Origin of the sequence: Mesorhizobium sp. M1328 (assembly GCF_040318075.1) — a bacterium.
GTDB lineage: Bacteria > Pseudomonadota > Alphaproteobacteria > Rhizobiales > Rhizobiaceae > Mesorhizobium.
Window position 1 is genome coordinate 207,713 of the sequence record NZ_JAMYLO010000004.1, and the last position, 18,462, is coordinate 226,174.

At 61.2% G+C, this 18,462-nt stretch carries 18 protein-coding genes; 8 read left to right on the top strand and 10 right to left on the bottom strand.

Annotation, left to right across the window (positions count from 1 at the left end):
- Positions 1-456: 456 nt before the first annotated feature.
- Positions 457-1,749, bottom strand: a complete 1,293-nt coding sequence (locus tag NKH23_RS12380) for an Nramp family divalent metal transporter (RefSeq protein ID WP_353015641.1) — start codon at positions 1,747-1,749, stop codon at positions 457-459.
- Between the two features lie 236 nt (positions 1,750-1,985).
- Between NKH23_RS12380 and NKH23_RS12385 the strand changes: the two genes are divergently transcribed.
- The gene (locus NKH23_RS12385; RefSeq protein ID WP_352718268.1) at positions 1,986-2,291 is read left to right on the top strand and encodes a hypothetical protein; all 306 of its coding nucleotides are present in this window, start codon (positions 1,986-1,988) and stop codon (positions 2,289-2,291) included.
- Between the two features lie 251 nt (positions 2,292-2,542).
- Here the strand turns inward: NKH23_RS12385 and NKH23_RS12390 are convergent, their stop codons facing one another.
- Positions 2,543-3,397, bottom strand: coding sequence for an aldo/keto reductase (locus NKH23_RS12390; protein WP_352721094.1), 855 nt, complete (start codon positions 3,395-3,397; stop codon positions 2,543-2,545).
- 229 nt (positions 3,398-3,626) lie between these two features.
- Between NKH23_RS12390 and NKH23_RS12395 the strand changes: the two genes are divergently transcribed.
- Positions 3,627-4,262: an ankyrin repeat domain-containing protein gene (locus NKH23_RS12395; RefSeq protein ID WP_352915562.1), complete on the top strand. Its 636-nt coding sequence runs from the start codon at positions 3,627-3,629 to the stop codon at positions 4,260-4,262.
- Positions 4,263-4,365: 103 nt separating this feature from the next.
- Here NKH23_RS12395 and NKH23_RS12400 read toward each other — a convergent pair whose 3' ends face one another.
- Positions 4,366-5,793, bottom strand: a complete 1,428-nt coding sequence (locus NKH23_RS12400) for a winged helix-turn-helix domain-containing tetratricopeptide repeat protein (protein ID WP_352977350.1) — start codon at positions 5,791-5,793, stop codon at positions 4,366-4,368.
- 23 nt (positions 5,794-5,816) lie between these two features.
- Here NKH23_RS12400 and NKH23_RS12405 point away from each other — a divergent pair, with 23 nt between their 5' ends.
- The 4 genes from NKH23_RS12405 to NKH23_RS12420 all read left to right on the top strand — a co-directional run bounded on the left by NKH23_RS12405 (position 5,817) and on the right by NKH23_RS12420 (position 7,927).
- Complete coding sequence (locus tag NKH23_RS12405; protein ID WP_352977351.1) at positions 5,817-6,251, top strand: hypothetical protein; 435 nt, start codon at positions 5,817-5,819, stop codon at positions 6,249-6,251.
- Positions 6,252-6,330: 79 nt separating this feature from the next.
- Positions 6,331-6,720, top strand: coding sequence for an ArsR/SmtB family transcription factor (locus tag NKH23_RS12410; protein WP_352721098.1), 390 nt, complete (start codon positions 6,331-6,333; stop codon positions 6,718-6,720).
- A complete protein-coding gene (locus tag NKH23_RS12415) occupies positions 6,717-7,250 on the top strand; it encodes an SRPBCC family protein (protein WP_352721100.1) in 534 nt (177 codons plus the stop codon). Before NKH23_RS12410 ends, NKH23_RS12415 begins: the two co-directional genes overlap by 4 nt.
- Positions 7,251-7,351: 101 nt before the next feature.
- Entirely contained in the window at positions 7,352-7,927 is a 576-nt protein-coding gene (locus NKH23_RS12420; RefSeq protein WP_352721102.1) for a dihydrofolate reductase family protein, read from the top strand.
- A gap of 110 nt (positions 7,928-8,037) precedes the next feature.
- On the opposite strand, the gene NKH23_RS12425 is transcribed toward NKH23_RS12420, so the two are convergent.
- The 6 genes from NKH23_RS12425 to NKH23_RS12450 form a co-directional block, all read right to left on the bottom strand.
- Entirely contained in the window at positions 8,038-8,838 is an 801-nt protein-coding gene (locus NKH23_RS12425) for a class I SAM-dependent methyltransferase (RefSeq protein WP_352721104.1), read from the bottom strand.
- A gap of 152 nt (positions 8,839-8,990) precedes the next feature.
- Entirely contained in the window at positions 8,991-10,028 is a 1,038-nt protein-coding gene (locus tag NKH23_RS12430; protein ID WP_352721105.1) for a DUF930 domain-containing protein, read from the bottom strand.
- 84 nt (positions 10,029-10,112) lie between these two features.
- Positions 10,113-10,862 (bottom strand): glucose 1-dehydrogenase, encoded by a 750-nt coding sequence (locus NKH23_RS12435; protein WP_352721107.1) that lies wholly within the window; start codon positions 10,860-10,862, stop codon positions 10,113-10,115.
- 47 nt (positions 10,863-10,909) lie between these two features.
- Positions 10,910-11,914 (bottom strand): sugar-binding protein, encoded by a 1,005-nt coding sequence (locus tag NKH23_RS12440; protein WP_352915570.1) that lies wholly within the window; start codon positions 11,912-11,914, stop codon positions 10,910-10,912.
- Positions 11,915-11,965: 51 nt separating this feature from the next.
- Positions 11,966-13,027, bottom strand: coding sequence for an ABC transporter permease (locus NKH23_RS12445; protein ID WP_352915572.1), 1,062 nt, complete (start codon positions 13,025-13,027; stop codon positions 11,966-11,968).
- A 55-nt stretch (positions 13,028-13,082) separates the two neighbouring features.
- Complete coding sequence (locus NKH23_RS12450; RefSeq protein ID WP_352915575.1) at positions 13,083-13,823, bottom strand: ATP-binding cassette domain-containing protein; 741 nt, start codon at positions 13,821-13,823, stop codon at positions 13,083-13,085.
- Positions 13,824-14,274: 451 nt separating this feature from the next.
- On the opposite strand from NKH23_RS12450, the gene NKH23_RS12455 reads away from it, so the two are divergent.
- Complete coding sequence (locus NKH23_RS12455; protein WP_352915577.1) at positions 14,275-15,708, top strand: coiled-coil domain-containing protein; 1,434 nt, start codon at positions 14,275-14,277, stop codon at positions 15,706-15,708.
- A 172-nt stretch (positions 15,709-15,880) separates the two neighbouring features.
- A complete protein-coding gene (locus NKH23_RS12460) occupies positions 15,881-17,404 on the top strand; it encodes a serine hydrolase (RefSeq protein WP_502908342.1) in 1,524 nt (507 codons plus the stop codon).
- Between the two features lie 29 nt (positions 17,405-17,433).
- Here NKH23_RS12460 and NKH23_RS12465 read toward each other — a convergent pair whose 3' ends face one another.
- Positions 17,434-18,369 (bottom strand): hypothetical protein, encoded by a 936-nt coding sequence (locus NKH23_RS12465; protein WP_352915582.1) that lies wholly within the window; start codon positions 18,367-18,369, stop codon positions 17,434-17,436.
- Positions 18,370-18,462 lie beyond the last annotated feature (93 nt).

Here is an 18,462-nt window from a genome sequence, read left to right on the forward strand (position 1 = left end):
GAGTTTGCGGCACATCGCCCGCAATTGGTTCATTCAACGCGGCGTACTGCACCGGCGCAGCGCATCGACCAGCGATGCAAAGGCCTGCCAGCACCTTGTCCCGCGGGCATGCAGCGAGTCAGTCCAATTTGATTCAAATCCGGCTGTGGATATTTGCTTTTGGGTAAATCGGGGCGGTCATCTTGCCTGCCGGCGGACAACAGGGAGAAGCCGATGACAAGCGACTTTGCCGCCGCACACCTCCATCTTGAACGAGCCTGCCATTATTTGAGCGGCGACGACGAGACGAGCCGCACGGCTCGTGCGGCTCTGGATCTCTTGATCGATGCAATTGTCGCAGCGCAATACAAGCGGCCACGCGGAGACGTTGTGGAGTTTCCAAGATCGGCAAAGCTGGGACAGTCCGTAAGCGGGAACGGGTAATCCAACCGGCGGCGTCCCTTTGCTTCCGCCCGATCACATGAACCAGGTTGCAACCAGGCCGATCGTCGCCGAGAAGATGGCGGCGGTCGTTGTCCAACCGAGTATGTTGGTGCTCCGGCTGTTCACCTGGTCGCCCATGATCCTGCGGCTGTTCGTCATCAGCATGATGAGCAGCAGCAAAGGCGGCGTCGAGAAGCCCTGAACAATGCCGGACCAGACCAGCGCCTTCATCGGATTGAAGCCGAGGAAGTTAAGGCCAGCGGCGATCGCCGTAAAAAAGCCGATGGCGAGATAAAATTTGGGTGCCTCTCGAGCCCGGGCGTGCAGGCTGTTTTTCCAGCCGATGGCTTGTGCAACATCATAGGCAGCGCCGGTGGTCATGACAGGAACCGCGAGGAAACCGACGCCGATCACGCCTGCGGCGAACAGAACGCTTGCGGCCTGGCCAGCGAGCGGGCGCAGCGCCTCCGCGGCTTGTGCAGCCGTGTCGATATCGTGGTGGCCCGCCTTGTAGAGCGTAGCACCCGTCGACAGGATGATGAAATACATGATGAGATTTGAAAACATCATGCCGATGAGGATGTCCCGGCGAGAGCGACGGAGTTCGCTGTCGGTGGCGCCCTTCCTTTGGCTGAGCGTCGTTCGCCCCTGGGCAATCTCCTCCTCGACCTCCTCATTGGACTGCCACGTGTAGAGATAGGCGGACAGCGTAGTGCCGATGATGGCGACCAGGATCGACAGGAACTCACGGTTGAATTCGATCTTGGGAAGCAGCGTTCCGCGCAGCACCGCCGCGGCGTCCGGCTTGGCCAGAATGGCGGCACCGACATAAGCGAGCAGCGCCAGCGCCAGCCAGCGAAAGATGTTACGGATCAAAGTATAGGAGCCGAAGACTTGGAGGGCGAAGATGAGGGCGGCCACGAACAGCACGATCAGCGGAATGGGAAGCGGTACGAACATGTTGATCGCGGCCGCCATTCCACCAAGATCCGCCGCGGCCTCAATGGTGTTTCCAATGAGCACCCCCAAAAGCACGGACCAAAGCAGCCACCGTGGATAGAAGTCCTTGATGACGTGGAACAATCCCCGCCCGGATACCTGGCCGAGCTTCGACGACAGGTAGACGACCACATACATCATCGGCAACGTCACCGGAGCCGTCCAAAGCAGGTCGGGTCCGAATCGGGCGCCGGCACTGGCGTAGGTGCCTATCGCGGAGCAATCGTCGTCGGCCGCCCCTGTTATCAGGCCGAGGCCGAGCGCTCGGCCTATGCCGCCTTTCCTCTCCTCAGGTGGGATGGAACGATCGGAACCGGCCTGCCTCATTGCGACCGGACCGGGTTGCGAACGAAAGGCGCGGGCTGCCATGCAACAATGATAAGGATCGGTCGCGGCGCTGGTCTCATTTTGCTTCCTTCAACAACTTGCCCAAACCCGGCGCGCCATGACTTGTTCCGCGACGACGGGGCAGGGGTTTTGTCTCAGGCAAAAAAGTTCGGGTTGACCGCTTCCGAACGCGAAGCGACTATCCGTGCGAGGCGAAGATCGCAGGAGGAAATGCAATGGACGAGCCCGCTCAGTGGCGCCACATGTCGAGCGCGCCAAGGGACGGCAGCAGAATCCTTGTCACGGTTCGGCCATCCGAGCAGGGGCCGGCCGAGGTCGACATGGCTTACTGGGCCCGCGCCGATCAGTTCGGCAGCGAAGGCTGGCGCGCTTCCGATTCGTCGCCAGGACGCATCGTCGAATATGCCGAACCCGAACTGAAGTGCTGGATGCCGCTGCCGTCGGCCAATCTCAGCAAGGGATCGATGCCGAGCCCCTGGGAAGGGGAAGATGTGCCGCTGGTGGATGGCTCGGGGATATGAGGCTAGCGAGAAGGGTAGTCTTGATCGCTGGCGGGACAGCACCCCCCTCTGTCCTGCCGGACATCTCCCCCCTCTGTCCTGCCGGACATCTCCCCCTCAAGGGGGGAAATTGGCCCGCATCGCGGCCTTCGCTAATCTCCGACGCTGCAAGAAGGGCGCGGCTATTGAAGCTGCCGATCTCCCCCCTTGAGGGGGAGATGTCCGGCAGGACAGAGGGGGGTGTGAAGGAATGCCAACGTCCCGGTCGGCCCTCAGAACAGGAATGCGGCCGTGGCGGGGTTCGGGCCGGTGCGGCCGTCGGGCGAATCCATGCACCGGATAAGCTCGAGGTCCTTCGCTTCCAACTCGAAATCGAAGACATCGAAATTGGCGGCGATCCGATCCTGGTGGATCGACTTTGGAATGACAATCAGCCCTTCCTGAAGGTGCCACCTGACGATCGTCTGCGCCACCGACTTGCCGTGTTTCCTGGCAATGCCTTCAAGCGTCGGATCGCTCAACAGCCGGCCGCTGCCCAGCGGGCTCCAGCTCTCGATGCGGATGTTGTGCCTGTCATGGAATTCGCGTCTGTCACGCTGCTGGAAGCGGGGGTGGAGCTCGATCTGGTTGACGGTCGGCGTGACGCCGGTCTCGCCGATGATCCGTTCGAGATGGTCGTGGTTGAAGTTCGAAACGCCGATCGACTTGATCCGGCCTGATTGCCTGAGTTCGATAAGCGTCTTCCAGGCCTCGACATATCTGTCCTGGCTGGGCACCGGCCAATGGATCAGGAACAGGTCGATCTGCTCGATGCCGAGCTTGCTCATCGTCTCGTCGAAGGCGCGCAAGGCGGCGTCGCGCTGATGCGCGCCGTTGCGCAGTTTCGAGGTGATGAACAACTCGCTTCTCGGCACGCCGGCCGAGCGGATTGCCTGCCCGACACCTTCTTCGTTCCGATAGCCTTCGGCGGTATCGATCAGTCTGTAGCCGGCCTCGATTCCGCAGCGCACCACCTTGGCGGTGATGGCTGGATCGACCTGCCACACGCCGAGGCCGATTTGCGGAATGGCGGAGCCGTCGTTCAATCTGATTTGTTCAGGTCTATTCAGGGTAATCTGTTCAGGCATGTTCAGGTCCTTCTGCATCGTTCCGCCCGGCGCAGGCTCTATCTAGTCTGGATGGCCGCGAAAGCCAGTCGATATCAGGAGAATGTGAGGAGACGGACGTGAAGCGCTGATCCTCCGTTTCGGGCCGACAGCGCTCTGTGACCCACGGGCGCCAGAGAACCCTACACAGGACGACCCCACTATCGCGGATTCTGTGGTATTCTGCCGACTATCCGAGGAGGCGACTGCGTTGACCAACAGCTTGGAAGCCGAAGGGGCAAGAGACTGGTCTCCCCTGCTGGTCGCGGCAGAAAAAGGCGATGCGGAGGCGGTTCGATCGGAATTGGCGGCTGGCGCCGACATCAATCAGTCGGACGACGGCGGCTGGTCTGCACTTCACCTTTCAGCCCTCAATGACCGCACAGCGGTGGTCGAGGTGCTGATCGAAGACCCGGAAATCGACGTGAATTCCAGAAACAAGTGGAAGAGCACGCCCTTGAGCCTTGCGTCCGCCAAGGGACATTACGCGTGTATCTCAGTCCTCGTGAGACACCCCCAAATAGAGATCAACGCGCGAGCTGACTACTACGGCAGAACGGCTCTTATCGAGGCGGCGAAGAACGGGCATCTCGAAGTCGTCAAGTTGCTCGTGGAGAATGGCGCGGAAATAAAACTGACCGACAAGACGGGGAGAAACAACGCGCTCATCGAGGCTATCAAGGGGCGGCACTACGAGATCGCGGAATACCTGCTGGATTCTGGGAAAGTGAGCTTTATCAACAAAGAGATGAGGCTAAACGCCCTGATCTGGGCTGGCAGTTGCCACAACCCTCAGCTTATCGAAAAGCTGGAAGTCTCGATTCATACTTTCTTCGAAGGCAAGTGAAGCTTCCGCTTCCCGGTTGCAGTTGCCATTTGTGGTTACCTGACGAGAAGCAGGTAATCCTCCAATCCGGAAGGCTCGTCAGCCCTTCGCGATAAGTGCGGTGCTACTCACGATGTCCGGGCAGGCCGCCGACCAGGCCGGCCTCATAAGCCGCAAGTGCTTTGGCGACGCCGGCAACGAGGTGTTCAACGTCGCTCGCATGTTCGAAGGCAATCCCGGTTTGCGCAAACTCCAGTGGCGAATAGTCAGGCGCTATCCGCTTGACCTCTGCCATGATGCGCTGAGCTTCCTCCAGGTCGCCGAGTTGCGCGTGGCACCCCGCCAGCCTTGTAAGTCGCCAGGGCGTCTTCGAGGGGACCTTGGACATGCTGACAATCGCGGCCTTGTAATCTCCGACTGAGTATAGCGCGATGGCGCGATCGTAGTGGTACCAGTCTGGATGGATCGGGTTGATCCGTATCGCATTGTCAACCGCCGCGAGTGCTTCAAGAGGCCTGCCTCTCATCGTCAGCAAGAACCCCATTTGCGCAATCGTATCGGCGTCATATGGATTGAGGTCGAGCGCGCGTTGAAGGTGATGTTCAGCCGCATCGAACTGACGGGCCGAGATGAAAGCCTGGGCGAGTACGCGATGGCAGCGTGGCTCTTCCGGCGCCAAGGTCGCCGCACACTCCGCGCGGTGGATCACCGAACCAAGCAATGCCGGGGATGCCTCGGCATAGCCACCGATAATGAGATCGGCGAGCGCGACGTAGGAATGCGCCAGTGCATAGGCCGGGTCTTTGTCGACCGCAGCCTGGAAAAGACCGCGCGCAGCCTCGTTGTCATCATCATTATAACCGCGCAGACGGGCCAGTCCGCGCAGCAGAAGCTCGTATGCAGCCAAACTGTCGGGAGGCTTTGGGGTTGCCTGCTTGACACCTGCGTCGTCGAGCCGAGCGACCAGCCGGTTCACCACACGGCGAGCGATTTCTTCCTGCATGTCGAAGATCTGGCCGCCAGACGCAGAAAAGGTATCGCTCCACAAGACTCCACCCGTCGAGGCGGCAGTGAGACTGACAGTGACCCGCATCCCGTCTGCGCGAGTAGTCGCCCTGCCGCGGACCAGATAGGTTGCGCCAAGGCTGGCGCCAACGGCACGCCAATCGGAAGCCGAATCCGAGACGAATGCAAAGCCGGAATTGCGCGCCAGCACGACGACCGTTCCGAAGCGAGCCAACGCGTTGACGATGTCTTCGGCAAAGCCGTCCACCAGAGGGGTGTCTTCCGGCGCACCTTCATTGGTGAAACGCAGCACCGCAACGCTCGGCTGTCCAGCGCGCTCTTGCTTTGGCGCTTCGAGACGAGAGAGGATGTAGCCGCGTTTGGCGACCGTGCGGATAATGGTTTGGCTTTCGTCGTTCAGCGCCTTTCGCAACTCCCTGACCGCCTGCGTCAGTGAGTCCTCGGTTACGAAGACATCGGGCCACACCGCGGACATCAGTTCCGACTTGGTCGCGACACGCCCGACATTCCTGCTGAGATAGGTCAACAGATCAAACGCCTTGGAACGCAGTGCAACAGGTTTCCCGTCGCGCAGCAGCAGCCCGCGGGCAAGATCAAGCTCGCAACTGCCAAGTGCCAGTGGTACGTTCCCTGGGTTTTCTCGCGACATTGAATGCCGATCTGACCAGCTCGACCAAACGCAGCCTGATTGGGGTCTCAATCGGCGCGGACGTCAAGGGATCAGAAGAATTTGGTTCGCCTTTACTTTGGCTGGAAGTCATCCGCCTCTCCATGGCCATGATCTCCAGCATTTCGAACATTGTTCCAGGCATGGGCGCACAAGGCGACGCAGCCATGACGGTGGATGCAAATTCCAGGAGTTCTTGCCGGGCGGCTTGGCGCGTGTTCTCATTCAGTGACATGGTCGACCTCATCCGGTTCTTTCTTGAGAACAATGAAGCCAAAGAACGGGCGCGTACCGGAAGATTTCTGAAATTCTGCTGAATCTGCCATAGCAGGGTTTTCCCCCAATTATTCAACCGAACGGTTGACTATCTCAAAGCGTGCGTCTATATTCAACTACATGGTTGAATTAGAGACACCCCAGATGGACGCGGTTTTTCACGCCCTTGGTGACGCCACCCGGCGGCACATGCTTCGCGATCTCGCCGATGGCGAGAAAACGGTCAGCCAGCTGGCGGAACCCTTCGCGATGTCGCTCGCGGCCGCCTCCAAGCACATCAAGGCGCTGGAGAATGCAGGACTTATTCGTCGAGAGGTGAGGGGCCGCACGCATCTGTGCCGACTAGCCCCCGGACCGCTGGCCAGCGCCCATCAGTGGCTCAGCTTCTACGAGCGCTTCTGGACGGGGCGTCTCGATGTTCTCGAACGCCTTCTTCGCGAAGAGGACGCACGCAAAGCCCAGAATGAGCCCAGGAAATCGCCCAACCCGAAAGAAGGAGACGAGCAATGAATCAGATGAGAACCATCGATGCCTATGGCGAGCTGAGCGAGCCCGCCACGTTCACCATCCAGCGCCTTTTGCCCGGCCCCATCGAGCGCATCTGGGCCTATCTCACCGAGAGTGACCTGCGCCGGCAATGGATGGCCGCGGGCCAGATGGAAATGAAGGCGGGCAGCTCGTTCGAGTTCGTCTGGCGTAACGACGAGCTGACCGACCCGCCTGGCCAGCGCCCCGCGGGCTTTCCCGAAGAGCACCGGATGGAGGGCCGGATCACCGAACTCGATCCGCCGCGCAAGCTTTCCATCACCTGGGGAAATACCGGCGGCGTCTCCTTCCTGCTGGAGGCGAAGGGTAGCGATGTGCTGCTCACCGTCGTCCATCGGCGCCTGCCGGAACGTGCAATCCAGCTCAACATCACTGCCGGCTGGCACATACACCTCGACCTGCTGGCCGCCCGCCTGGCGGGCAAGACACCGACCTCGTTCTGGGACGGCTGGAGCCGCCTGCGGGAAGAATACGACCGCCGCCTGCCGGCCTGATGTAACTCGCGGCGGCCATCCCTGAGGTCGCCGCCAGTCACACGAAGCAACGATGAACTGATGAAACGTGCTTGCATCCCGCAAGCCTGATGGAGGAAGTCATGCGTAAATTGATCACTGGAATGAAAATTTCCGTCGACGGCAAAATGGAGGGCCCAGAGGGTTACGCCGATTGGGTCGACGCGTGGTCGGACGAATACGGCCTGACGCCGCAAATCGACGCCTGCCTGCTTGGCAGCGTCATGTATGCCGGCTACGAGCGCTACTGGAGCGCCATCCAGAACGAGCCCGACAAGCCGCTGCCGATGACCGGCAAATTGCCGAAGCCGGCCGAGCTCGAATGGGCCCGTTTCGCCGCGCAGACCCCGCATTATGTGCTGTCGAACACAATGACTTCGGCGGCCTGGCCAAAGACGCGCTTCGTACGGAATTTTGAGGACATTGCTGCCCTCAAGCAGCAGCCCGGCAAGGACATCTACCTTATGGGCGGCGCCCGAATTACCGCGAGCCTTATCGATGCCGGGCTGGTCGATGAACTCAGGCTGATCGTCTATCCCCTGCTCGCCGGTGAAGGAAAGCCGCTGTTTGGGACGGCGAAAAATCGTCGTGGGCTCGAACTGCGCAAGGTCGAACAGCTGTCGGACGGCCGCGTCGGGCTGGTCTACGGGATCGGCTAAAGCGCATCGCGTTCGATCGGCCTCATGCGACGCGCTTTAGGTTCTTTGTTATGCATGTCGTTACCGCAAAACCGCTGCCCACTTTTGCGCGGCATGCATTAGCGCCAATGTCAGGCAACGACGCCGCGGCAGGCCCAGGCGACATTGGCAAAGGACCTCGGGCCGTCGGGCCGGCCGGCCTCGTAGGCGTCGCGCATGGCGGCGTCGGTGCGCGCCCGCTCTTCCGCGTCGAGCGTGGCTACATACTTGCCGAGCGGCCCTTCGCCGGCGGCTATCGGCGCCCAGTAATCGTCGAAGTTTTGATAGTCCATGCGGATCATCAACTCGGTCTCCGTAACGTCGCGGAGACCCTGCTCGACAAAGGTCCGTTTCATTTCACCCGGCTGCATCATCGGCTGGGTGCAATAGCGGGCGCGCAGCTGGCGTCCGCCTTCGCTGAGCACCGCCACCGTGTCGATCATCATGCGCATCCCCGGCATGCCGCCGAGATGGTCCCATACCGTCGCCGCGACCACACCGCCCGGCCGCACGACGCGACGCATCTCGGCGACTGCCTTGCCGGCTTCGGGCACGAAATGGAGCACGAGCAGCGCCAAGGCACGGTCGAACGCGCCGTCCTCAAGAGGCAGGGCACAGGCATCCGCCTGGCGGATTTTTATCCGCGGATCGGTGTTGCGCCGGATTGCCTCCTCGACGAAAACGGCCGAAAAGTCGATCGCGGCCACCTCACTGAGGTCAGCGGCCTTGACGAGCGCGAAGGTCAGGCTGCCGGTGCCGCAACCGACGTCGAGGATCGTTTCGCCGTCCTTAAGGCCCGCGAAGCCGATGAACAGCGGCGCGAGCCTTTGGCTCCAGCGGCCCATGAGCTGCTCATAGCCGGCAGCATGGTGAACGTTGAAACTTGAAGTCATCGAACCCTCCTCCCAAAGCCGTATGCTAGACTTCGGCGGCCGCTGACGAAAGCCACTTTTGGCGTGTGTTGGTTCGGTCACCCGGGGCGCGCGAAGACATCGCCGGCCGGATTTGATGGCGCCGGACAGCCAGCCTCCGTGGCCTCGACCCCCTATTCGGCGGGCAACCCGCGGCGCTTCCATTCGCTGCGCGGCACCGGATTTCCAACACGAAAGGCAAACGACACGACTTTCGTCGCGTCCGGATCGACCTCGCAGCGAAAACTCAGATCGTACCACTGCCCGTTTGCAGGGAACGGCGCACTGGCGACGTTCATGACCGTGCCGGCCTTCAGTCGATACTCAAGCAAGCTGTCTGGGAAATAGGGGGGCGACGCGTGCACCAATTGCTGTGCGAGCTCCGTGTTGCAGAGCTGACCGATCCGCACGGCGCGCGGCACATTTCTCATGGCGGTTGTCGCTACCGGATCACCGGTTGCTGTTTTCGAGAACAATCTCTTCGCTTCCTGAAGCTTCAAGGGCCTTTGGGCTTTGGCGACACCGGTCGAGTTTGGGTTCGGCGGCTGGGCCGCGGCCGGCTGCGCAGCCTGGTCCTTCCCTTCGGCCGCTGTCACGGCAGTTGGCTGCGCAAGCTCCTGTTTATCCGGATCTTGCGGCGCCGCCGGTGACTGCGAACCATCCTCCGCACTGTTGCCGTCCAGAGACTTGCGAGGACCAGCGTCCTTCTCGCCGAATTGGAAGACGGGCCTCTGAGGGTCGGCTTCCGGATGCGCCGGCGTCTCGATCTTTGCTTCCGGCGGCTTTTCGGGCTTGGCCGGTTTCGCGGGAGGCGGAGGTTTGGCTTTCTCCGATGGTTTGGGCGGTGGCACCAGATCCACCCCGATGGCCTGCTCCTTCTGCGGTTGCGGGGGCGACACCGGCAGTGCGGACAAAAGAAGCGCGGCGGCGAGCAAATGCAGGACCGCGGAGGCAGGCAAGGCCCACCTGAATACCTGGCGCTGATCCCGTATCTCGTCCGTCATCGTGACCGGTGTGTGGAATGAAATATTGGCGGCATCAAGCACCGATGCCGCCAGACGTCGAAATAACCCGTTGCGAATCGAAAGTCGGCGGCTGCAATACGGCGCGTCATCCAATCGTCTGGCGTGGGCGTCCGCGTAGAGGACCCGGGCCAGCAGCAGATGCAGCAACTCGTCATTTCAAGCGGCTAGCTAGCAGACACACCCTGCCGGCACAGTGTCGCCCGGTTGAAATTCCTCAACGCAGTTTGCCGGTTACAGGGAAACCGATAGCCCGCCGTCAACCGCCAGCACGTGCCCGTTGACGTAACCGGCAGCGTCGGAGGCGAGAAACACCACGGCTCCGCCGAGCTCCTCAGGCTGGGCCCAGCGGCCCGCGGGGGTTCGTGCCTCGACCCATTTGGTGAAGGCCTCGTCGCGCATAAGTGCGGTGTTGAGCTCGGTGGCGAAATAGCCGGGGGCGATCGCGTTGACGGTGATGCCGTGACGGCCCAGCTCAGCAGCAGTGGAGCGTGTCAGCCCGTGCAGGCCCGCCTTTGCCGCCACATAGGCGTGAATGGTGGGACGGCCAAGGATCGCTGCGACCGATCCGGTGTTTATTATGCGCCCGAACTTGTTTGGCAGCATCAGGCGCACCGCGTCGCGCATCATGCGGAAGCAAGCCGACAGATTGACGGCAACCACATGGTCGAAATCCTCGTCCTCCCATTCGACCAGCGGTTTACGATGCTGGATGCCGGCGTTGTTGACCAGAATGTCGAGGCGGCCGTGGCGTTCGACGATTCCTTCGAGCGACGCCCTTGAGATCGCCGCGTCGGTGACGTCGAACGGCAGGGCTTCTGCACCGATCCTTTCGGCCGCTACGGAAAGGGCGGCCATGTCGCGGGCATTGACGATCACCGTCGCGCCGTTTTCCGCAAGTGCCTTGGCCATGGCAAAACCAAGACCACGCGAGGCACCCGTGACCAACGCGACACGGCCCTTGAGCGAGAACAATTCCGGCATTGAGATCCCCTATGAAAAGGGCGGGAGTTTCCTCCCGCCCAAAAGCACTATTTGGCGACGCAGGTGTCGGCTGTCTCCGGAGTGCAGACATCGAGGCCCGTGTAGGTCGGGTCGGCCGGCGGAGCCTTGCCTTCCTTCATGTCCTTCAGCGCCATCATCGTCTTGTAGCCCATCTCGAACGGCCGCTGGCCGACCTGGCCAAGGGAGAAACCTTCCTTCATCTGGTCGATCTGTACCGGAAGCGTGTCGGCAACGACAAGGGCCAGGGCCTTCGAGGCGATCTTGTCCTTGTACGGTCCGACCGCGGCGCGGTTGGCATCAGGGATGAACTGCGGGAAGCCACCGGTTGGGACGAATGCGTCGAGGTTCGGGTTTTTCGCCATGATATCCTCGAACTGTTGCACCGAAAGCGGGAAATCATCGTTGGTGTAGAGCGGACAGCCTTCGATTTCGGTCCAGCCGTTCTGGCCCGTCAGCCGATCCCCGGGCGAGGCCGCCGATTTGGTGCCCGAAAGCGTATCGCGAATGCCTTGCATGCGCTCGTTGTGGTTGGCCGCCGCGGCGCCGCCGGACTGGATGCAGATCGTGCCGCCTTTAGGCTTGATCTGCATGACAAGCTTGGCGAGGTTCTCGCCGATCTCATAATTGTGCGTGCCGATATAGGCAACGCGCAGATCCTTGTTTTCGGGCAGGAGATCGGAGTCCCAGGTGAGGACCGGGATGCCGGCTTCCTTGGCGGCCTGCAGCGCAACCGCCATCGCCGCGGCGTTCGATGGCGACACGGCGATGCCGTCCACCTTCTTGGCCACGAGGTCCTGCACGATCTGCACCTGCTCGTCGCCACCGCCATGTTCGCCGGGACCGATATACATGCACTCCACAGCGCCATTGGATTCGGCTTCGGCCTTCTTGCAGCCGTCGCGTGCCTGGTCGAAGAAAGGATTGTTCATGTTCTTCGGCACGAGGGCGAAGGTGTATTTCGCCTGGGCGCCGGAAACGGCGAGCACCATTGCGCCAAGCGCGACGGCGGCCGTGAGCAGATGTTTTTTCATGTGACGTTCTCCTCCTTGGTGTGATCCCGCGGGCCTCCCGCCGGCGGGTTTCTAGCGGCGTTTTTTGGGCATCAAGACTGCCAGCGACGCGGCGAGAATCGATTTGCCGCCGGTTTGCATGCCCAAGAGAACCGCAAGAACGATGAAGGCGCCGACGAAGGCACCCTGCCAGTTTGAATCGATGCCGGCCATCAGCAGCGCATTCCTGATCACCTCGAGAAAGGCCGAACCGATGATCGCACCGAAGGCCGTGCCGGCGCCGCCCATGAGGCTGGCGCCGCCAATGACTGTCGCAGCGATAACGCGCAGCTCATAGCCTTGGCCCATGGCATTGATGGCCGAGCCGTTGTAGCCGAGGAGCAGGAGCGAGGCGAGCGAGGCAGTGAAAGCCGAGAAAAGATAGGCCTGGAATTTAATCCAATTGACCGGAACGCCGGTGAGCCGTGCCGCCTCCTCATTTCCGCCGATGGCGAAGAGATGCCGCGCCCAGGCAGTAAAATTGAACACGAATCCGACAATCAGGGCCAGGATCACCATGGTCCAGAACTGCGATGACAGTTCTGGTATCCAGTGCGGTGCCCAATCCTCGGGTCCATGCCGCGGCCATTTCGCCTGACCGATCGCCTTCACGATCGGAGCATCGGGCCCGAACTGGTAGAACATCTGGTTGGCCGAGAATACGACCGCCAGCGAGCGCGCGACGGACAGCATGCCGAGGGTGACCACAAAGGACGGCATCCCGACATAGGCGACAAAGAATCCGTTGACCGCGCCGCAGGCTAGACCGGAGAAAAGGCCCATGGCGAAGGCGACGTACCAGGGATAATGCCAAGTGAGGAACAGACCGGCGACGATGACCACGAGGCCCATGATCGAGCCGACCGACAGATCGATGCCACCGGTGATGATCACGATCGTCATGCCGAGGGCCATGATGCCGAAAGGTGCGAAGTTGCGCGTCACATTGGCGACGTTTTCGGAGGTGCCGAAGCTCGGTTCCATGGCTGTCATCAAAATGACGAGAGCGATGAGCGCGATCATCACCCAGAAGGGCTGACTCGAAAGCACACGTTGGAGAGCCGTTTTTTCGTTGGTCGAGACGAAGTCCGACATGGCCGGCCGGCCGGTTTCCCCGACTGACTCCCTAACACTAACTGACTCCCGAGCACTATTCGCCACGGATGGCCCCCGTTATCAGTCCGGTGATTTCCTCGGGCGAGGTGTTGCCGGCGTCCTTGTCAGCAACCTTCGAGCCTCGCCTGAGCACGATGATTCGATCTGCGACAGCGAAAACGTCAGGCATGCGGTGGCTGATCAACATGACGCCTACCCCTTGCGCTTTGAGGCGTCGGATCAATTCAAGCACTTCCGCCACCTGGCGTACGGAAATGGCGGCCGTCGGTTCATCCATCAACACCAGCTTGGCGTTCGAAAGCCGGGTCCGCGCGATGGCGACCGCTTGGCGCTGCCCACCCGACATCTTCCTGACAAGGTCGCGCGGCCGGGTTTCCGATTTGAGTTCCTTGAACAGCGCTGCCGAGCGGTCGATCATTGCCTGCTTGTCAAGAATCCTGATCGGCCAGAAGCCTTTCTTGATCTCGCGGCCCAGAAAGACGTTCTGCGCGGCTGTCAAATTATCGGCGAGCGCCAGGTCCTGATAAACGACTTCGATCCCCTTGGCGCGGGCCTGGATGGGTTGGTGGAAGTGGCAAACCTCGCCCTCGACTACAATTTCGCCGTCGCTCGGAGGAAAATTCCCGGCCACGGTCTTGACTATCGTCGATTTGCCGGCCCCGTTGTCCCCCATCAGACCAACGACTTCGCCTCGCTCCACCTGGAAGCTGACGTCAGTCAGGGCCTGGATAGCCCCGAAATTCTTGGAGACGTGGCGAACCTCAAGCACCGGCATCGCGGTCCTCCCGGGACAACATTTATCGGTCTTGTCCCTGGTCAATGCACAGCAGCTAATCAGCGAAACGTATTCAACACAATCATTTATTAGGTCAGGCCTCCCGGCCGTAACGCGCCTCGTCCGAGTGTGACTTGTAGCTGCTGCAGAGCACCGAGGCGCTCGCCCGATCCTTACAACAGTCACCAGGCGATCCTCATGCTTGCGCCGCTTCATATCCGTTTCGGGTGAAATGAGTGGGCATTTTGCGAGCGGCGCCAACGGCTCGGGTATGGTGCGCGGCAGAACACGGCTTTGCGTCATTCAAACACACGAGGACAGTGGCCAAGCCTGTCCCTAGCGTGCGTCGGCCAGAGCGCATGTCAGGAGATGAACCCGCATCCGGGGGAGGCGAGGGTCAAGTGTTGAAAGTCCGCTCCGTAACGGCGCTGCACGAGAGGGATATTCGGTCATGAATTTCAAAGGTTTGATCAAGCGTGCCGAGACTGTGGAGAGGGCGTTCAAGGAGCTCGAAACCGATTTGGCGGATGCGTTTAGCGAATGTCTCAACGTGGACGATCAGTCGCCGTTGAACGACGTCACCGTGCCGGATGAGACGGTGTCGGATGAGAATCTCGCGGCAACGGATGACAGCTCGCAACTTGAGGCCAATGCGGATGCCTTCGAGACCGCACGACGGCTGACCCCCCATACGCAAACCCGGCTGGCTGCCTTAAGTGCGGTCGATGGGCTTTTTCACGACGCGCAGGAGTATCTGGGGGAAATCAACGCGAAACTGTCGGAGATCGCGACCTCGCATCATCTGACGGGCGAATTCCTGAAACTCCTCCACGGCGACATTCTTCGCGCCAACGAATTGGAGCTGGCAAATACCGGCCTGACCGCGCAACAAAGAGTGCTGTCCGAACAGCTCCACGAAGCAACCAGAAAGCAGCGCGAGCGCGACAGCGCTATCGAGGCCCTGCAGCAGCACGAGGCGAGCCTGGTCGAGGACAAGGAAGCACTTCGCGGCGCGCTGGCTGCGGCAAGGCTGGAACTCGTCGTGGCAGGCAATGCGAGCGCAAAACGCGAGGCCGAGTTCGGCGAGCTTGTCAAAACGCTCTCGGCCAGAGCCGTCGAGGCCAACAGACGCTCGCGCGAGAACGAGACGCTGCGGGAGAAACATGTCAGCCTGTCAATCGACCTCGATAAGGCGCTGAAACGGGAGGCCGAGGCCCGGCACAGGCTGGACGAACTCTCGACTGTCCATGCCAATGACGCCGCCCAGGTTTCGGAACTGCTGGCCGCGCTTGGCAAGAGCGAGAAAGAGGAGATGCGGCTGCAGAAATCGCTCGATATGGCGCAGGCGAAGCTATCGGAAATGACGGAAGCGGCCCGCATCAGGGACGGTGACAGGCAAGCTGAGCTTGCACGCGGTGTCGCGGAGATGACCGGCTTGCGCTCTGAAATCGAGGATCTCCGATCGCGACTGGAGGCCGCCTCCAACCAGAGCAGCGAAGCCGCCAGCGAGATCGCCAGGCTCAAGGCTCAAGCGAGCGACGCGGTGGCGGAAAAGCAAATTGTCGAGCAAAAATTGTCCGCTCTCATGAAGGAGAGCGAAAACGACAAGATGAACCTTTCCGCGGTCAGCGCGAATTTTTCGCAGCTTTCCCTGCAGCAGGCTTCCGAACAGATACAGTTCGACGTCCAGAGGCAGGAATGCGAGGATCTGCGAGCCGAAGTCGCGTCGCTTCAAGCCCGGGTCAAGGAACTGTTGCCCTACGAGCGGCTCCACAAGGTCACCAACGCCAGACCGCGTGAAGACGGCGTGGTCGAGATCACCGCCGCGGTGGCGGAGAAGGCCCGCGTCAGCAGGCGGCGCCTCCGCCTGCGCGCTGCATCCTAGCTCAGGCGCGGCTGTCTGAATTTCGACTGGTGTGAAGCGGACATCCGTCAATGGATTGCGGGTCGAGCGTGAGGCTGGCCTTCCCTGCGTCGGCCTGCGATAGTGCACGCCGGTGAAGCGGAGGGGGCCGAGCATGCGGGTATTCACAAACCGGAACCACCTCCGTTGGAGGATGTTGGCCTTCATCGCAATCATGGTGCTTTTGCCGAAAGCGGCGTCGGCCGATACCATCCCACCCGACAGGATCGCCGCGGCCCTTGCGAAGCTCAAGTTACTCGCCGAAGGCGTCGTCGCGGATGGTAGCGTGCCCGGTCTGGCCATCGGCGTCGTGCATGGCGACGAGGTGATCTTCCTCAGGGGGTTCGGCCATCGCGAAGCCGGAAAACCAGAGATCGTCGATGCGGACACGGTCTTCCAGATAGCCTCGCTCTCCAAACCGGTCTCCGCCACCGTCGTGGCGGCGCTGGTCAGCGACGGGATTGCTTCGTGGGATTCCAAGATCGCCGACCTCGATCCGGCTTTCCGGCTCGCACAGCCCTATCCGACCAGCGAACTCACGGTCCGCGACCTGTTTGCGCACCGCAGCGGGCTTCCCGGCACCGCCGGCGACGACCTCGAGGACATCGGCTATGACCGCGCGGAGATCCTGCGCCGCCTGCGGTTCGTGTCGCCGTCATCGAGCTTTCGTGCCGGCTATTCCTACAGTAATTTCGGACTGACCGAGGGTGCCGTCGCGGCCGCGAAGCCGACAGGCAAATCATGGGAAGAGGTCGCCGAAGAGAAGCTCTACCGCCCGCTTGGAATGGCCTCGACCACTTCGCGTCATTCGGACTTCATCAAGCACGCCAATCGTGCCGAACTCCACGTCAAAATCGATGGCGCCTGGGCAGCGAAGGTCCAGCGCTATCCGGATGCGCAGGCGCCAGCAGGCGGCGTCAGTTCCACCGCACGCGATCTCTCGCAATGGATGCGCCTTGTGCTCGGCAACGGGGTCTATGCCGGCAAGAGACTCATTACCGCGGATGCGCTGGACCAGACACATATTCCCTTGATGGTTCGCGGCAAGAACCCCGTCTCCGGAGGCGAGGCATTCTATGGCCTCGGCTGGAATGTCGAATTCGGCCGGCACGGGCCGATCTGGGGTCATGCGGGCGCCTTCAGCGCCGGCGCACGCAGTCTGGTGATGCTCTTTCCCGAGGAGAAGCTTGGCATCGTCGTCATCGCCAACGCCTTTCCGACAGGCGTGCCGGAGGGACTGTCCGACAGCTTCGCCGATCTCGTCTTCGACGGAACGCTGGGGAAGGACAAGGTAAAGGCATGGGATGATATCTATGCAGGCATGTTCGGCCCTGCGATTGCGGCGGCCAAGGCCACCTATGCCGCGCCGCCCTCTCCGGCAAGTCCGGCCGGGCCGGCCAGCGCCTATGCCGGCCGTTACTTCAACGACTTCATCGGCGATGCTATTGTGTCGGGCGAAGGAGAGGCTCTCGTCCTCCAGGTCGGGCCCGCCGGTGCGCGGTCCTATCCACTGAAGCATTTCGACCGCGACCTCTTCGTGACCTTCCCCGATGCCGAGATGCCGGACAGGCCCTCGGCCGTCAGCTTTGCCGTCGGCCCCGACGGCAAGGCGTCGGCCGTGACCATTGATTTTCTCAACGACAATCATCTCGGCACGCTGCAGCGCGTGGGGGATTAGCCACCGGCGATCAGGGAGCCTTTGCCGGTTCAGGATGCCGGGCCGAACCGGAGCAATTTGAAGCAATCGCCGCTGCCCGATGCCGCCTGCGTCAGGAAGGGTTTCGACCGGTCGATCCATTCCTGGTGCGATCTGGCATCGGCTTCGATCTCATTGGCCGGTGCAAGCTTGACGAAGCCGCGCCCCTTGCTGAAAAGCCAGCACGCGCGGCCGAGAAACCGCCTGCTGCGCTGGCGCAGGAGGTCGGCATCATAAAAGACGTCGAGCACCTCCTGCTTGATCTTCCGCTCCTTTTCGGGATTGGCGATCGCAACCTCGATCGGCTCGCCGCCGATCGCATCCTGCAGGTCCTTGTAATCCAAGGCGATCTGGGTGGTGGCATATTTGATGTCGCTCTCGTCCCGGACGATGTTGAACCATAGCGTGGGGTTGAGCTCGTTGACGACGAACGATGCTTCGAAATCGCGTGACAGATTGAGAATATCGAATCCCTGAACATCGACGTCGCGCTCGACCAGAAGGATCTGGGAAACCTGCTTGGCGAGCGCCGTCCCGTGGGCGCTGACGGCGGCATTGTTGCCGCCGAGTTCGGGACTGACATAGGCGCCGCCATCATCCAGCAGCGCATCGAATTCGCCGAGGGCCTCCACGACAGCGCTGCCGCGGGCAATACGCGCCGCCAGTTTGGCGAGAACCTGCTGGAGCTCCGTTTCGCGTTTGCGCTGGTCCTGATAATTCTGCTGAAAAAAGAAGATGAAAAGCGACACGCCAATCCCGATCAGGATCACGCCCAGCTGCGAAAAGATATTGCGATAATATTCCAGCAGCTTTTCACGATGGCGTACGTCGTCACGCACACTATGCGCCACGCGAAGATTGACGATCAGCGAAAGGACCAGGAGCCCGGCACCGACCAGGATCAGGCCGCCGATCAGCAGGTAGCCATAGCCCGAGTTCAAATCCATTCTTTTGCCGCGCTCCCCGAAACCCCAGACAGCGCAGACTAATACCATTCCGCTTCAACACCTACGTCTTCGTAGGGCGCCGGCGACGGATCC

What these genes read in the sequence shown, in the direction of transcription:
- NKH23_RS12390 (WP_352721094.1), bottom strand. Translation starts at nt 3,397, where the DNA reads ATGCCTGAACAGATTACCCTGAATAGACCTGAACAAATCAGATTGAAC.
- NKH23_RS12440 (WP_352915570.1), bottom strand. Translation starts at nt 11,914, where the DNA reads ATGAAAAAACATCTGCTCACGGCCGCCGTCGCGCTTGGCGCAATGGTG.
- NKH23_RS12455 (WP_352915577.1), top strand. Translation starts at nt 14,275, where the DNA reads ATGAATTTCAAAGGTTTGATCAAGCGTGCCGAGACTGTGGAGAGGGCG.
- NKH23_RS12450 (WP_352915575.1), bottom strand. Translation starts at nt 13,823, where the DNA reads ATGCCGGTGCTTGAGGTTCGCCACGTCTCCAAGAATTTCGGGGCTATC.
- NKH23_RS12380 (WP_353015641.1), bottom strand. Translation starts at nt 1,749, where the DNA reads ATGAGGCAGGCCGGTTCCGATCGTTCCATCCCACCTGAGGAGAGGAAA.
- NKH23_RS12385 (WP_352718268.1), top strand. Translation starts at nt 1,986, where the DNA reads ATGGACGAGCCCGCTCAGTGGCGCCACATGTCGAGCGCGCCAAGGGAC.
- NKH23_RS12420 (WP_352721102.1), top strand. Translation starts at nt 7,352, where the DNA reads ATGCGTAAATTGATCACTGGAATGAAAATTTCCGTCGACGGCAAAATG.
- NKH23_RS12460 (WP_502908342.1), top strand. Translation starts at nt 15,881, where the DNA reads ATGTTGGCCTTCATCGCAATCATGGTGCTTTTGCCGAAAGCGGCGTCG.
- NKH23_RS12435 (WP_352721107.1), bottom strand. Translation starts at nt 10,862, where the DNA reads ATGCCGGAATTGTTCTCGCTCAAGGGCCGTGTCGCGTTGGTCACGGGT.
- NKH23_RS12410 (WP_352721098.1), top strand. Translation starts at nt 6,331, where the DNA reads ATGGTTGAATTAGAGACACCCCAGATGGACGCGGTTTTTCACGCCCTT.
- NKH23_RS12465 (WP_352915582.1), bottom strand. Translation starts at nt 18,369, where the DNA reads ATGGATTTGAACTCGGGCTATGGCTACCTGCTGATCGGCGGCCTGATC.
- NKH23_RS12425 (WP_352721104.1), bottom strand. Translation starts at nt 8,838, where the DNA reads ATGACTTCAAGTTTCAACGTTCACCATGCTGCCGGCTATGAGCAGCTC.
- NKH23_RS12445 (WP_352915572.1), bottom strand. Translation starts at nt 13,027, where the DNA reads ATGTCGGACTTCGTCTCGACCAACGAAAAAACGGCTCTCCAACGTGTG.
- NKH23_RS12415 (WP_352721100.1), top strand. Translation starts at nt 6,717, where the DNA reads ATGAATCAGATGAGAACCATCGATGCCTATGGCGAGCTGAGCGAGCCC.